General features: G+C 72.4%; 11 protein-coding genes. 6 read left to right on the top strand and 5 right to left on the bottom strand.

The window, feature by feature from the left end:
* Positions 1-112 precede the first annotated feature (112 nt).
* Positions 113-1,576, top strand: coding sequence for a catalase (locus tag AB6L24_RS36405; protein ID WP_405662666.1), 1,464 nt, complete (start codon positions 113-115; stop codon positions 1,574-1,576).
* Between the two features lie 438 nt (positions 1,577-2,014).
* On the opposite strand, the gene AB6L24_RS36400 is transcribed toward AB6L24_RS36405, so the two are convergent.
* Complete coding sequence (locus AB6L24_RS36400) at positions 2,015-2,593, bottom strand: YdeI family protein (RefSeq protein WP_405662663.1); 579 nt, start codon at positions 2,591-2,593, stop codon at positions 2,015-2,017.
* Positions 2,594-2,721: 128 nt separating this feature from the next.
* On the opposite strand from AB6L24_RS36400, the gene AB6L24_RS36395 reads away from it, so the two are divergent.
* Entirely contained in the window at positions 2,722-3,369 is a 648-nt protein-coding gene (locus tag AB6L24_RS36395; RefSeq protein WP_405662660.1) for a hypothetical protein, read from the top strand.
* Here the strand turns inward: AB6L24_RS36395 and AB6L24_RS36390 are convergent.
* A complete protein-coding gene (locus AB6L24_RS36390; protein WP_405662658.1) occupies positions 3,273-3,992 on the bottom strand; it encodes a TetR/AcrR family transcriptional regulator in 720 nt (239 codons plus the stop codon). The two genes, AB6L24_RS36395 and AB6L24_RS36390, sit on opposite strands and share 97 nt — an antisense overlap.
* Before the next feature lie 116 nt (positions 3,993-4,108).
* Between AB6L24_RS36390 and AB6L24_RS36385 the strand changes: the two genes are divergently transcribed.
* Entirely contained in the window at positions 4,109-5,455 is a 1,347-nt protein-coding gene (locus AB6L24_RS36385; RefSeq protein WP_405662656.1) for an MFS transporter, read from the top strand.
* A gap of 45 nt (positions 5,456-5,500) precedes the next feature.
* Here AB6L24_RS36385 and gcl read toward each other — a convergent pair whose 3' ends face one another.
* Entirely contained in the window at positions 5,501-7,279 is a 1,779-nt protein-coding gene (gene gcl, locus AB6L24_RS36380) for a glyoxylate carboligase (RefSeq protein ID WP_405663579.1), read from the bottom strand.
* Between the two features lie 331 nt (positions 7,280-7,610).
* On the opposite strand from gcl, the gene AB6L24_RS36375 reads away from it, so the two are divergent.
* The gene (locus AB6L24_RS36375) at positions 7,611-8,402 is read left to right on the top strand and encodes a hypothetical protein (RefSeq protein ID WP_405662654.1); all 792 of its coding nucleotides are present in this window, start codon (positions 7,611-7,613) and stop codon (positions 8,400-8,402) included.
* 51 nt (positions 8,403-8,453) lie between these two features.
* On the opposite strand, the gene AB6L24_RS36370 is transcribed toward AB6L24_RS36375, so the two are convergent.
* On the bottom strand, positions 8,454-10,088 hold the full coding sequence (locus AB6L24_RS36370) for an AMP-binding protein (RefSeq protein WP_405662652.1): 1,635 nt from the start codon (positions 10,086-10,088) through the stop codon (positions 8,454-8,456).
* Positions 10,085-11,791, bottom strand: coding sequence for an AMP-binding protein (locus tag AB6L24_RS36365; protein ID WP_405662650.1), 1,707 nt, complete (start codon positions 11,789-11,791; stop codon positions 10,085-10,087). Before AB6L24_RS36365 ends, AB6L24_RS36370 begins: the two co-directional genes overlap by 4 nt.
* A gap of 181 nt (positions 11,792-11,972) precedes the next feature.
* Here AB6L24_RS36365 and AB6L24_RS36360 point away from each other — a divergent pair, with 181 nt between their 5' ends.
* A complete protein-coding gene (locus AB6L24_RS36360; RefSeq protein ID WP_405662647.1) occupies positions 11,973-12,851 on the top strand; it encodes a LuxR C-terminal-related transcriptional regulator in 879 nt (292 codons plus the stop codon).
* Positions 12,852-13,090: 239 nt separating this feature from the next.
* Complete coding sequence (locus tag AB6L24_RS36355; protein WP_405662645.1) at positions 13,091-13,744, top strand: LysE family translocator; 654 nt, start codon at positions 13,091-13,093, stop codon at positions 13,742-13,744.
* Positions 13,745-13,791: the final 47 nt, after the last annotated feature.

Here is a 13,791-nt window from a genome sequence, read left to right as displayed (position 1 = left end):
CGGAACCCTCACCCTTCTCATCAACTTCAACAAACTGTTGACGCAGCAGCTCAGGGGTCCTTACGCTCCCCATCACGTCAGCAGCCACAGCACGGAAGGCCGACCCACCACCATGTCGCAGCGTGTGCTCACGACCGAGTCCGGCGCTCCTGTCGCCGACAACCAGAACTCCGCCTCCGCCGGTGTCGGCGGCCCGCTGCTCCTCCAGGACCAGCACCTGTTGGAGAAGCTCGCCCGCTTCAACCGCGAGCGGATCCCGGAGCGCGTCGTGCACGCCCGCGGCTCGGGCGCCTACGGCTACTTCGAGGTGACCGACGACGTCACCGCGTACACCTCCGCCGACTTCCTCGGCGCGGTGGGCAAGCGCACGGAGACCTTCCTGCGGTTCTCCACCGTGGCCGACAGCCTCGGCGGCGCGGACGCCGTCCGCGACCCGCGCGGCTTCGCGGTGAAGTTCTACACCGAGGAGGGCAACTACGACCTCGTCGGCAACAACACCCCGGTGTTCTTCATCAAGGACCCGATCAAGTTCCCCGACTTCATCCACTCGCAGAAGCGCGACCCGTTCACGGGCAAGCAGGAGCCGGACAACGTCTGGGACTTCTGGGCGCACGCCCCCGAGGCCACGCACCAGGTCACCTGGCTGATGGGCGACCGCGGCATCCCGGCGTCGTACCGCCACATGAACGGCTACGGCTCGCACACCTACCAGTGGACGAACGCCCAGGGCGAGGCCTTCTTCGTCAAGTACCACTTCAAGACGAACCAGGGCATCCGCTGCCTCTCCGCCGAGCAGGGCGCCGAGCTCGCCGGCAAGGACGCCAACTCCCACCAGACGGACCTGCTCCAGGCCATCGAGCGGGGCGTGAACCCGTCCTGGACCCTGCACGTGCAGATCATGCCCGCGGCCGACGCGGCGAACTACCGCTTCAACCCCTTCGACCTCACCAAGGTGTGGCCGCACAGCGACTACCCGCTGCAGCGCGTGGGCCGCCTGGTCCTCGACCGCAACCCCGACAACGTCTTCGCCGAGGTCGAGCAGTCCGCGTTCTCGCCGAACAACTTCGTGCCCGGCATCGGCCCCTCGCCCGACAAGATGCTCCAGGGCCGCCTGTTCGCGTACGCCGACGCGCACCGCTACCGCCTGGGCGTCAACCACACCCAGCTCGCCGTGAACGCCCCGAAGGCCGTCCCCGGGGGCGCCGACAACTACGGCCGCGACGGCCTCATGGCCACCAACGCCTACGGCCGCGACCGCAGGAACTACGAGCCGAACTCCTACGACGGCCCCACCGAGACCGGCAAGCCCCTGTCGGCCCCGCTCGCGGTCAACGGCCACACCGGCACGCACGAGGCCCCGGCCCACACCAAGGACGACGACTTCTACCAGGCGGGCGAGCTGTACCGGCTCATGTCGGCCGACGAGAAGTCCCGGCTCGTGGCGAACATCGCGGGCGGACTCTCGCAGGTCTCCCGCGACGACGTCGTCGAGAAGAACCTCGCCCACTTCCACGCCGCCGACGCCGACTACGGCAAGCGCGTCGAGGAGGCGGTCCGCGCCCTGCGCGACAGCTGAGGTTCGCGAACCCCAAGGCTGCGCGGGGGACTTGACGGGAGGTCGGTCCCCTGGCGCGGAGACCCGCACCGCCGTGGACCCGGATGAGGGGTGGTCCCACGGCGGGCGGGACGACGAGGACCGTGGCGGCTCGGTGCGAGCCAGTGCGGTGGTGAAGGTCTTCCGGCACGTCTTCGACCTGAGAAGGCGCCGCCCGGAGGCTGTCGCCCGCGCCGCCGCGGTCCCGGCACCTCACCCTTCTGCCTTGGCTTCCCCCCTGATTCCGCCCGGCGGCGCGTATGCATGTTCCGCCAGTCGCACGCCGTCGGGCGGCAGCAACTCCCGGAGCCCCGGGGCGCAGACGCGCTCCGGGGCTCCGGCGTGCGGAGCCGCCGGGGGCGGGGTCTGGGGTCGGTGGCCGGCCCGAGCCCTGAGCCCTCAGCCCTCAGCCCTCAGCCCTCAGCGCACCTTCTCCCCCGCCGCCAGCTTCGCGACCATCCGTTCCAGGCGCGCGGCCCGTCCGCGCTCCGTCCGCGCCGTCTGCAGTCGCAGGATCACCAGGAACCGGTCCGTCCTGCCGAGCCCTTCGTACGTCCGGGCGGCCCGGGGCTCGGCGGCCAGCGCGGCCGCGAGGTCGTCGGGCACGCTCGCCTCCGCCTGCGGGTCGTACGCGGCGTCCCAGCGGCCGTCCGCCTTCGCCGCCGCGATCTCGGCGAGGCCGCGCTCGCGCACCCGGCCCGCGGCGAGCAGCGCCTCCACGCGGTCGATGTTCCGCTTCGACCAGGTGCCGCGCGGGCGGCGCGGGGTGATCTTCTGCAGGAAGTACGTGTCGTCGTGGCGGCGGCGCTGGCCGTCGATCCACCCGAAGCACAGCTCCAGGTCGATCACCTCGTCCGTCGTCACGGAGGGCACGCCCGACGCCTTCTTGGCCAGCTTCAGCCAGATGCCGGGGCTGTCCTCGTGATGCGCCTCCAGCCACTCCTCCAGCGCGCCCGGGTCGGCGAACGTGCGCACCGGGAGCCCGTCGAACGTCTCCATGGCAGGACTCCCTCGATCCGTACGTATGTACCTCCCGCCACGGTATACGGCGCCCTCCCCCGTGCGGCGGAGACGGTCCGGCGTCCGGGCTGACGATCTCCTTGGGCGGGGGCGGAAGAGTAACTGTCATGACGACGACAGCAGTTCACGAGGCCGACATCCGCACCGGCGCGGGCAGCGACACGGGATGGGGCGTCGCCTCGGACACGGGCACCGAGCGTCCCGTCCCCCGGTGGGCCGAGCGCGTCGCCCACGCCATCCCGCTCGTGCTGCTCGCCCAGTGCGTGTGGCGGCTTCCCTTCGCCTTCGGGTTCGACATGGGTACCGGCACCGGGTCCATCGGCAGCCTGTGGATCTCGGTGCCGTACATCCTCACGCTGAGTCTGCTCACGGAGGCCCTCGCGCTGCTGAGCTTCGGGCTCGTGCGGGGCTGGGGCGAGGTCGTGCCCGCCTGGGTCCCGCGGCTCGGCGGGCGGCGGCTCAACCGCTGGGTCGCGGTGGTGCCCGCGACGCTCGGCGGCCTCGGCGCGACGGCCCTGTTCGGGCCCTTCACGCTGGGCGCACTCGGCCTCGGCGTCTCCTTCGGTGAGTACGACAGCGGCTTCTGGGAGTTCCTGTTCCGCGCCTGCGTCCTGCCGGTCGGCCTGTGGGGCCCGCTGGTCCTCGCCCTGACCGTCCACTACTTCGTACGACGCGGCCCGTCCGCCGCGCGGGCCGCGATCCCCGCCGTGAACACGTCCACGGAGAACGCGAACCGCGTGTCGGCGTCGTCCTGAGCCAGCTCCGCGAGCCGCGCGAGGTGCGGCAGCCCGTCGGCGTCGGCCGTACGCAGCCACGGCGGCGGGTGGGCCTGGAGGTCGGCCGGGTCGAGAGTGGCGTGCGGGCGGTCCCGGGGCCCGTCGTCGAACTCCACGAAGCCCACGACCAGGCGGATCGTCTCCATGCAGGCGCGGTAGGCGTCTGCCAGGGTGAGGCCGACCGCTTCGAAGAAGCCGATCAGGGCGTCCACGTTGCGGAGCATCACCGGGTGGGTCGCCAGGGTGATGTTCTCGCTCAGGGCCAGGGTGGCCATGCCGGGGTGGCGGCGGTAGTGGGCGCGCAGGTCGGCGCAGAAGGAGCGCAGGTCGGCCCGCCAGGCCTCCGAGGACGGGTCCAGGGCCGGTGGCCGCCAGGCCGCCTGGAACACCTCGGCGGCGACCGTGATCAGGTCGCGGCGGTCGTCGACGTAGTTGTACAAAGCGCGCGAGGAGACGCCCAGTTCGGCGGCGAGCGACCGCATCGTGAGGGCGGCGGGGCCGTGCCGCCCCAGGAACGCGAGAGCCGCCTCGCCGACGCCCTGCCGGGTCAGGGTCGCCCGGCCCTTGCGATGGGTGGGCCGCTGCCGTGTGGTGCCGCTCATCCCCCGAGGCTAACCGTCCACCCCCGCACCCTTGAACTTCACACACGTTGACTTTAAGGATCGGGCAGGCCAAGGTGGCCCGGGTAAGGCTTGCCTCACTCGACTTGGAGCCGTCGATGCCCCGTCTCTCCGGGCTCGCCATGGACCTCGGCCCGCTGCGCGAAAGCCGCGACTTCCGGCTGCTGTACGCGGGCTTCCTCGGCGCCCTGATCGGCACCCTGATGACCGGGGTCGCGGTGGCGGTGCAGGTGTACGACCTCACCGGCTCGTCCCTGCACATCGGGCTCGTCAGCCTCGCCCGCGCGCTGCCCATGGTCGTGGGCGTCCTCGTCGGGGGCGTCCTGGCCGACCGGATGGACCGCCGCGCCCTGATGATCGTCACACGCCTTCCGCTGGCCCTCGTCGCGGGCGCGCTCGCCGCCAACGCCCTCGCCCCGGAGCCCCAGTTGTGGCTGATCTACACGGCCACCGCCACGACGGGCCTGCTGGCGGGCCTCGGTGGGCCCGCCATGCTGGCCGCGATCCCGGCCCTCGCGGGCACCGGCCGACTCGCCGCCGCGGGCGCGCTGCTCTCCGGCTCCACCCAACTCGCCGCGCTCATCGGCCCCGCGGTGGGCGGCGCCCTGATCGCGGGCCCCGGACTCGCCGCGTGCTACGCCGTCGACGCGGCGGGCTTCCTGGTGTTCACGGCGGCGCTGTTCTTCGTCCGGCCGCTGCCGGCGCCCGCGGGCGGCGGCGCCTCCGGCAAGGGGATGCGGCAGGCGTTCGGCTCGCTCGCGGACGGGTTCCGCTTCGTCCGGCGGCACCGGCTCGTCCTCGGGCTGCTCCTGATCGACGCGGCGGCGATGGTCTTCACGATGCCGCAGGCGCTCTACCCGGCCCTGGCCGACGAGCGGTTCGGGGGCGGCGCGGCCGTCGTCGGCCTGCTCTACGCGGCGCCCGCGTGCGGAGCCCTGGTGGGCGCGGCGACCAGCGGCTGGACGGCCCGCGCGGGCGGGCACGCGCTGGTCGGCGCGGTCCTGCTGTGGGGCGCCGCCCTCGCCGGCTTCGGCGCCGGCTCCTGGCTGCCGCTCGCGCTGCTGCTCCTGGCCCTCGCGGGCTTCGGCGACCTGATCTCCGAGACGCTGCGCTCGGCCCTGCTCCAGCACGGCACCCCGGACGAACTGCGGGGCCGTGTCAGCGGGTTGTGGATGGCCCAGGCGACGGTGTCGCCCGCGCTCGGCAACGCGGCGGTCGGCTTCCTGGCCGAACTGACCAGCGCGGGCACGGCGGTGACGATCGGCGGCCTCGTCTGCGTCGGTGCCACGGTGACGGTGGCGGTGGCGTTCCCGTCGCTGCGGCGGGCGCGGCTCGGCTGCGACCCGGCGGACGGCGACGTACACGAGGACACCCGGGCGGACGGCGGGGGACGCGAGAAGGCCCCCGCGCCGGAGCCGAACTCCGGTGCGGGGGCCTCCTCTTGAGCGACCGGCACACCTCCGACCAGGTGACCGGTGCGCCGCGCCGTACTACGCCTTGAGCGTCTTGATGGAACTCGGCGCATGCCACGGCTCCGTGGCGATCTCCTCGAACTCGGTGACATCACTGATGTCCGCCGTCCGGCTCATGGAGATGTTGGTGATCCGCTCAAGGATCGCCTCGACGACGACCGGCACCCGGAACTCCTGCGCCAGCTTCTTGGCCTGCTCGAAGGCGGCACCGAGCTCAGCCGGATCGGTGACACGGATGGCCTTGCAGCCAAGCCCCTCGGCGACCTTGACGTGGTCGACGCCGTACACGCCGAGCTCCGGGGAGTTGAGGTTCTCGAACTCCAGGTTGACCTGGAAGTTGATGTCCAGGCCGATCTGGGCCTGCCGGATCAGGCCGAGGTAGGAGTTGTTGACGAGGACGTGGACGTAGGGGATGCGGTGCTGGGCGCCGACGGCCAGTTCCTCGATCATGAACTGGAAGTCGTAGTCGCCGGAGAGGGCGACGACCTGCGCGTCCGGGTCGGCCGTGGCGACACCGAGCGCGGCCGGAATGGTCCACCCGAGCGGCCCTGCCTGGCCGCAGTTGATCCAGTGCCGCGGCTTGTAGACGTGCAGCATCTGGGCGCCGGCGATCTGGGAGAGCCCGATGGTGGAGACGTACCGCGTCTCCGGACCGAAGGCCTTGTTCATCTCCTCGTACACGCGCTGCGGCTTGATCGGGATGTCGTCGAAGTGCGTGCGGCGCAGGAGCGTGGACTTGTGCTCCTGGCCCCGTGCGATCCAGGCGCCCCGGTCGGGCAGCTCACCCTCGGCCTTCAGCTCGCGCGCGACCTCGACGAAGAGCTCCAGGGCGGCCTTGGCGTCGGACGCGATGCCGTAGTCCGGCGCGAAGATCTTGCCGATCTGGGTCGGCTCGATGTCGACGTGCACGAACGTGCGGCCCTCGCGGTACACGTCCAGCTTGTAGCCGGTGTGCCGGTTGGCCCAGCGGTTGCCGATGCCGAGGACGAAGTCGGACTCCAGGAAGGTCGCGTTGCCGTAGCGGTGCGAGGTCTGCAGGCCGACCATGCCGGCGTTCAGCTCGTGGTCGTCGGGGATGGTGCCCCAGCCCATCAGGGTGGGGATGACCGGAGTGCCCGTCAGTTCGGCGAACTCCACCAGGAGTTCGGAGGCGTCGGCGTTGATGATGCCGCCGCCCGCGACGATCAGCGGCCGCTCGGAGTTCACGAGCATGCCGATGGCCTTCTCGATCTGGGCGCGGCTCGCGACCGGCTTGTAGACCGGCAGCGGCTGGTACGTCTCCGGGTCGAACTCGATCTCGGTGAGCTGGACGTCGATGGGCAGGTCGATGAGGACCGGTCCTGGACGGCCGGAGCGCATCAGGTGGAAGGCCTGCTGGAAGACGCCGGGGACCTGCGCGGCCTCCAGGACGGTGACAGCCATCTTCGTCACCGGCTTGGCGATGGAGGCGATGTCGACGGCCTGGAAGTCCTCTTTGTGGATCACGCTCGTGGGCGCCTGGCCCGTGATGCACAGGATCGGGATCGAGTCACCGATCGCGGAGTAGAGACCGGTGATCATGTCGGTGCCCGCGGGACCCGACGTACCGATGCAGACACCGATGTTGCCCGGGTGGGTGCGGGTGTACCCCTCGGCCATGTGCGAGGCGCCCTCGACGTGGCGGGCGAGCGTGTGATCGACGCCGCCGCCTTCCTTCAGCGCCTTGTAGAAGGGGTTGATCGCGGCCCCCGGCACACCGAACGCGTGGGTGACGCCCTCGCGCTTGAGGATCTCGACTGCCGCGCGGGCAGCGGTCATACGAGCCATTGAGTTCTCCTGCTTCGGCTGACGAAGCCACGGTCACCGTCGCGCCCCGCGATGAACCGTGCCTTCCGGTGCTGCTTCCGCGCCGTGGCCCGCCTCGCGACGTTTTCCACATTGCGGAAATTATGTTCTGCTATATGGAAGCAATGTAAGGGGGTGCGCCAGGGCCGTCAAGGGATTCCGGGGCAAGCGAGGCCCACGAGGGTGCGCCTGAAGCTCAAAATGGCGTATCGGCGCGGTCACCTTCCGTACGACGATGAGCTCCGTACGATGGGGAGCTTCGGCAGCGGACGGGCGGCGGAGCCAACGGGCGGCGGTGAGGGCCATGGCCAAGGACGATGTTCTGGTGCGGTGTCCGGTGTGCCGCCACGAACAGGCCTACGCTCCCCCGGCCTTCCCCTGTGTCTGCGGCAGGCCCGTCGTGCCCCCCGTCCGGCACGGCCCGGCCGTCCCGCTCACGCATCGCACCGGCGCGACCGCCTGGGTGACGGTGCGGTGCGCGGCCTGCGGGCGCACGGCGGACTGGCCCCGGCCGGAGCTGGGGTGCGCGTGCGGGACGGTGCTGCGGGTGGCGGTGGAGCCACACGAGTCACACGAGGCGCACGAGGCGCACGAGGCGCACGAGGGCGCCGCCGTGACCGAGGACCACAAGAGCGCCGACGACGACGCGGGCCACCCCTCCCTCACCCCGTCCCACATCCCGCTGCCCCGGACCGCGCCCACACCCCGGCCCGCCTTCCGCCCCCTGCCCGTCCGCAGCGCCGGGGACGCGGTGACCACGGCGGCCCTGTATCTGCGCTGGCTCGGCTACGAGGACGTGCGCGAGACGGGCCCCGACGAGGAGCGCCCGCCCTCGGGCACGCGGCTCGCGGCGCTCGGCGTGCTCGCACAGGTCGAGCCCGCCGTGCGGGAGACGTCGCTGAGGGACGTCGAGTGCGCCTGGCTGACCGCCATGGCGCACTCGGCGACATGTGTGTGCTTCGCGCTGTGCGACTTCACGCCCGCCGCCCGCGACCGCGCGGACGAGCTGGACGTGGCCCTGTTCCGCATCGACCTGTCGGGCACGCCGGAGCCCCTGAACGGCGCGGCGGACGAACTGGCGGCGACCGGCGCCTGACGCCTCGTACCGGAACGTGTCCGGCACGGACGCCCACGCGCCCCGGCGGACTCAGCCGAACCGCTCCCGCAGCTCGACCTTGCGCACCTTCCCCGACACCGTCATCGGGAAGCTCTCCAGGATCCGCAGCCCCGCCGGGACCTTGTAGTGGGCGAGCCTGCCCGCGCAGAAGCCCCGCAGCTCCTCCAGCGTCAGTGTCTCCTCGGGGTCGCGCAGGATGACGCAGGCCAGCGGCACCTCTCCGTACCGCTCGTCCGGCACCCCGACCACCTGTACGTCCGCGATCTTCGGGTGGGCGTACAGGAACTCCTCGATCTCGCGCGGGTAGACGTTCTCGCCGCCACGGATGATCATGTCCTTGATGCGGCCGACGATCTGGACGTACCCGTCCTCGCGCATCACCGCGAGGTCGCCCGTGTGCATCCAGCGCCCGGAGTCGATGACCTCGGCGGTGCGCTCCGGCTCCTGCCAGTAGCCGAGCATGACGCTGTACCCGCGCGTGCACAGCTCGCCGGACTCGCCGCGCGGCAGCGTCACCCCGCTCACCGGGTCGACGACCTTCACCTCGATGTGCGGCAGGACGCGGCCCACCGTGCCGGTGCGGCGCTCCAGGTCGTCGTCCATGCGGGTCTGGAGGGAGACGGGCGAGGTCTCGGTCATGCCGTAGCAGATGGACACCTCCGCCATGTGCATCTCGGCGACGACCCGCTTCATGACCTCGACGGGGCACGGCGACCCGGCCATGATGCCGGTGCGCAGCGACGACAGGTCGTACGTGGCGAAGTCGGCGAGGTTGAGTTCGGCGATGAACATCGTCGGCACGCCGTACAGCGAGGTGCAGCGCTCGCGCTCGACGGCGTGCAGGGTGGCCACGGGGTCGAACGCCGGCGCCGGGATCACGACGCAGGCGCCGTGCGAGGTGGCGCCGAGGTTTCCCATGACCATGCCGAAGCAGTGGTAGAAGGGCACGGGCAGGCACACCCGGTCCTGCTCGCCGTAGCCGATGGTGCGCCCCACCCAGTAGCCGTTGTTGAGGATGTTGTGGTGGGAGAGTGTGGCGCCCTTCGGGAAGCCGGTGGTGCCCGAGGTGTACTGGATGTTGACCGGGTCGTCGCAGCTCAACTCGGCCTCGCGGGCGGTGAGTTCGGCCGCATCGACGGACCGGCCCGCGACCAGGAGCGCGTCCCACGACGGGTCGGCGATGTAGTGCGCGGCCCGCAGGTCCGGACACGCGCCCCTGACCTCCTCGACCATCGCCCGGTAGTCGCTGGTCTTGTGCTCCTTGCTGGCGACGAGCAGTGAGACGCCCGACTGCTTGAGCACGTAGGCGAGTTCGTGCGCGCGGTACGCCGGGTTGATGGTCACCATGATCGCGCCTACGCGCGCGGTGGCGTACTGCACGAGCACCCACTCGGCGCAGCTGACCGCCCAGATGCCGACCCGGTCGCCCTTGCCGACGCCGGAGCCGATCAGGCCGAGCGCCAACTCCTCGACGGCGGCGCCGAATTCGGCGTACGTCCAGCGGGCACCTGCCGCGACGTCGACGAGCGCGTCCCGGTCCGGCCAGGCGGCGACGGCGCGGGCGAGGTTCTGCCCGATGGTGTCGCCGAGGAGGGGGGTCTTGCTGGTGCCGTGCGCGTACGAAAGCCCCGTGGCGCCGCCCGCGTCACCCGTCGTCGTGCTCACCGGAAGTCCTCCTCGCGGTACTCGGCGCCGGACCCCTTGGCCGTCGCCTCCCGCAGCTCGATGCGGCGGATCTTGCCCGACACGGTCTTGGGCAGCGCGCCGAACTCAAGGCGCCGCACCCGCTTGTACGGGGCGAGCACCGACCGGGAGTGCTCGAACAGCAACTTGGCTGTGTCCGGCCCCGGTTGATACCCCTCGGCGAGCACCACGTACGCCTTCGGCACGGCCAGGCGCACCGGGTCCGGGGCGGGCACGACCGCCGCCTCGGCCACCGCCTCGTGCTCCAGGAGCGCGCTCTCCAGCTCGAACGGCGAGATCTTGTAGTCGGACGCCTTGAAGACGTCGTCGGACCTGCCGACGTAGGTCAGATAGCCGTCGGCGCCGCGCGCGCCGATGTCGCCGGTGCGGTAGTAGCCGTCCGCCATGGCCTCGGCGGTGCGCTCCGGGTCGCCGTGGTAGCCCGTCATCAGGCCGACCGGACGCGCCGACAGGTCGAGCGCGATCTCGCCCTCGTCGGCGCCCGGCGCCCCGGTGACCGGGTCGAGCAGTTCGACGGCGAAGCCGGGCGTGGGGCGCCCCATCGAGCCGGGGCGCAGCTCCTGGCCGGGCGTGTTGGCGACCTGCACGGCGGTCTCGGTCTGCCCGAAGCCGTCCCGGATGGTGACCCCCCAGTCGCGCCGCACCTGCTCGATGACCTCGGGGTTCAGCGGCTCCCCCGCCGCGACGACCTCGCGCGGCGGCGTCCGCAGCTGGGTGAGGTCGGCCTGGATGAGCATCCGCCACACGGTGGGCGGCGCGCAGAAGCTGGTGACCCCCGCCCGGTCCATCTCCCGCATGAGGCGGCCCGCGTCGAAGCGCGTGTAGTGGTGGATGAAGACGGTCGCCTCCGCGTTCCACGGCGCGAACAGGTTCGACCAGGCGTGCTTGGCCCAGCCGGGCGAGGAGATGTTCAGATGCACGTCGCCGGGCTTGAGTCCGATCCAGTACATCGTCGCCAAGTGGCCCACGGGGTAGGACACATGGGTGTGCTCGACGAGCTTGGGCCGGGCCGTCGTGCCGGAGGTGAAGTACAGCATCAGGGGGTCGTCGGCGCGGGTGACGCCGTCGGGGGTGAAGTCGGCGGAGGCGGTGTCGACGCCGTCGTAGGGGATCCAGCCGTCGGCGGCCTGGCTGCCCTGCGCTTCCCGGGCCCCGACCACGATCCGGGTGTACTCCCCCGGCACGTCCGCGAACTTCGCGACGTCCTCGGCCCGCACCACCACGTGCCGGGCCCGGCCGCGCTCGATGCGGTCGCCGAGGTCGGCGGCGCCGAGCAGCGGCGTCGCCGGGATCACCACGGCCCGCAGCTTCATCGCGGCGAGCGCGACCTCCCACAGCTCGGCCTGGTTGCCCAGCATCACGACGATGCGGTCCCCGGCGCGGACGCCGAGCCCGCGCAGCCAGTTGGCGGCCCGCGCGGAGCGCCGCGCGAGCTCCGCGAACGAAAGCCGCGTCTCGTCACCGTCCTCCTCGACGATGTGCAGCGCCGTGCGGTCGTTGCCGTCGGCGATGACGTCGAACCAGTCGATCGCCCAGTTGAAGTGCGCGGGCCGGGGCCAGACGAAGCCCTCGTACGCGGCCCGGTAGTCCTCCCGGTGACGCAGCAGGAAGTCCCGCGCCGCACGGAACTCCTCCGTGCCGCCACCCGCTCCGGTCGCCGTCATCCGCACCCCTCGCATTCCGCTCGCATTCCACTTACTGCCGCTCGTCCGTACCATCGTGTAATTCGTGATGCAGGTCTCACTACCCCCGAACGGGGGTGGTGTCCCGCGGGGGCGGCGGACATCGCGATGCACATCAGGAGTCATCAGGGGCACGGGGGCCGGAAGCCGAGGGAGCGGGCGCGTGGGTGCTGCGGACGGCGGCGAGGCGGCGGACGTACGGGCCGCGCTGCTGCGACTGCGTCGCGGGACGGGCCTTCCTGTGGCCTTCGGCGGCCTCGTGACCGGCGCGGACGGCACCGCGCGGGTACGGATCGCCGAACTCAGCGGCACCGCCACACACTCCCTGAACGGCCTCGCGATCCATGTGGGCACCGGCCTCGGCGGCAAGGCGGTCGCCCTGGCCCGCCCCTGCGCCGTCTCGGACTACGGCGCGTCCCGGCAGATCAGCCACGAGTACGACACCGCCGTCGCCCTGGAGGGCCTGCGGGCGGTGCTCGCCGTGCCGCTGGTGGTACGCCGCCGGGTCCGCGGCCTGCTGTACGGCGCCCTGCGCACCGCGCAGCCCCTCGGCGACCGGGCGCTCGCGGCGGCCGTGGCGGCGGCCCGGGACCTCGAACAGGCCCTCGTCGTACGGGACGAGGCGGCCGCGATGCTGGCGGCGGCCCGGGAGGCGGCCGCGGAGATGCCCGCGCGGGGGTACGGCGCCGGGGACGCGGCGTGGGAGCGGGTGCGGGAGGCGCACGGGGCGCTGCGCGCACTGGCCGCGCGCATCGGTGATCCCGCGCTGCGGGCGGAACTGCTCGCGGTGTGCGGGACGCTGACGGACGCGGCCGCCGGCTCCCCCGCGCCGGACCCCGGCCCCGGCGTGCGGCTCGCCCCGCGCGAAGTGGACGTGCTGGCCTGCGTGGCCGGAGGCGTCACCAACGCGGCGGCCGCCGAACGTCTGGGCCTGCGCCCGGAGACGGTGAAGGGCTATCTGCGGTCGGCGATGCGCAAGCTCGGCGCGCACACGCGGTGGGAGGCGGTGGTGGCGGCGCGGCGGGCGGGGGTGCTGCCGTAGCGGCCGGGGCGGGTGCCACCGCAGGGCAAGGTGCTGTCGTGGCGGCCCGAGGGGACCCCGCGAGCCTTGGCCGATCGGCGTCCTCTGTGCCGATTCCGCCCCCGAACCCGGGCGACGCGGGGTTCAATGACGCGTACACGACCGTGCAGGACCGGCACGGTCCGCCGCGGGCCGCCCGGCGTGGACGACCACAGGGCACCCGCGTGCCGGAAGGCGCACAGCAGGGGGATGAGGCCCGCATGGTGTCCACCGACAGGTTCCTGGCGTTCACCGCGATGTCGGCGCTGGTGATCGTGATCCCGGGGCCGAGCGTCCTGTTCGTGGTGGGCCGCGCCCTGGCGCACGGCCGCCGCACCGCCGTGGCGACGGTCCTCGGCAACGTCGCGGGCTCGTACCTCATGATCGTGGCGGTCTCCTTCGGCCTCGGCTCGGTCCTGGAGCGCTCGGCCGCGGTGTTCCTGGCGGTGAAGCTCGCGGGCGCGGCGTACCTCGTGTTCCTCGGCGTCCAGGCGTTCCGGCACCGCAAGCAGATGAAGGCGGCGGCGATCGGCGCGGCGGGTGCGGGCGGGCGGCCCGCGCGCGGGGACGTGCGCACCGTCCTCGACGGCGTCCTCGTGGGCCTGACCAACCCGAAGGGCATCGTGTTCGCGGCGGCGGTGCTGCCCCAGTTCGTCGACCACGCGGCGGGCCACGTGCCCGCGCAGATGCTGCTGCTCGGCCTGGTCCCGATCGGCATCGGCCTGGTCACGGACACCCTGTGGGGCCTGACGGCGTCGGCGGCGCGCACCTGGTTCGCCCGGTCGGACCGCAGGCTGGCGATGATCGGTGGGGCGGGCGGCTGCACGATGATCGGCCTCGGGGTGACGGTGGCCCTGACGGGCAGAGCGGACTGAGCCAGCTGCTCCCCTCCCGCCCCTCCCGCCCCTCCCGCCCCTCCCGC

The sequence above is a fragment of the Streptomyces sp. RK9 genome, from assembly GCF_045070545.1.
In the GTDB taxonomy this organism is placed as follows: domain Bacteria; phylum Actinomycetota; class Actinomycetes; order Streptomycetales; family Streptomycetaceae; genus Streptomyces; species Streptomyces alboflavus.
Note: the sequence above shows the minus strand (reverse complement) of the source record. Positions and strands in the feature narration are given on the sequence as shown.

Bases quoted from the DNA above. Each gene is read 5' to 3' on its own strand.
- AB6L24_RS36395 (WP_405662660.1), top strand. From the start codon at position 2,722: ATGACGACGACAGCAGTTCACGAGGCCGACATCCGCACCGGCGCGGGC.
- gcl (WP_405663579.1), bottom strand. From the start codon at position 7,279: ATGACCGCTGCCCGCGCGGCAGTCGAGATCCTCAAGCGCGAGGGCGTC.
- AB6L24_RS36400 (WP_405662663.1), bottom strand. From the start codon at position 2,593: ATGGAGACGTTCGACGGGCTCCCGGTGCGCACGTTCGCCGACCCGGGC.
- AB6L24_RS36365 (WP_405662650.1), bottom strand. From the start codon at position 11,791: ATGACGGCGACCGGAGCGGGTGGCGGCACGGAGGAGTTCCGTGCGGCG.
- AB6L24_RS36355 (WP_405662645.1), top strand. From the start codon at position 13,091: ATGGTGTCCACCGACAGGTTCCTGGCGTTCACCGCGATGTCGGCGCTG.
- AB6L24_RS36390 (WP_405662658.1), bottom strand. From the start codon at position 3,992: ATGAGCGGCACCACACGGCAGCGGCCCACCCATCGCAAGGGCCGGGCG.
- AB6L24_RS36405 (WP_405662666.1), top strand. From the start codon at position 113: ATGTCGCAGCGTGTGCTCACGACCGAGTCCGGCGCTCCTGTCGCCGAC.
- AB6L24_RS36385 (WP_405662656.1), top strand. From the start codon at position 4,109: ATGCCCCGTCTCTCCGGGCTCGCCATGGACCTCGGCCCGCTGCGCGAA.
- AB6L24_RS36375 (WP_405662654.1), top strand. From the start codon at position 7,611: ATGGCCAAGGACGATGTTCTGGTGCGGTGTCCGGTGTGCCGCCACGAA.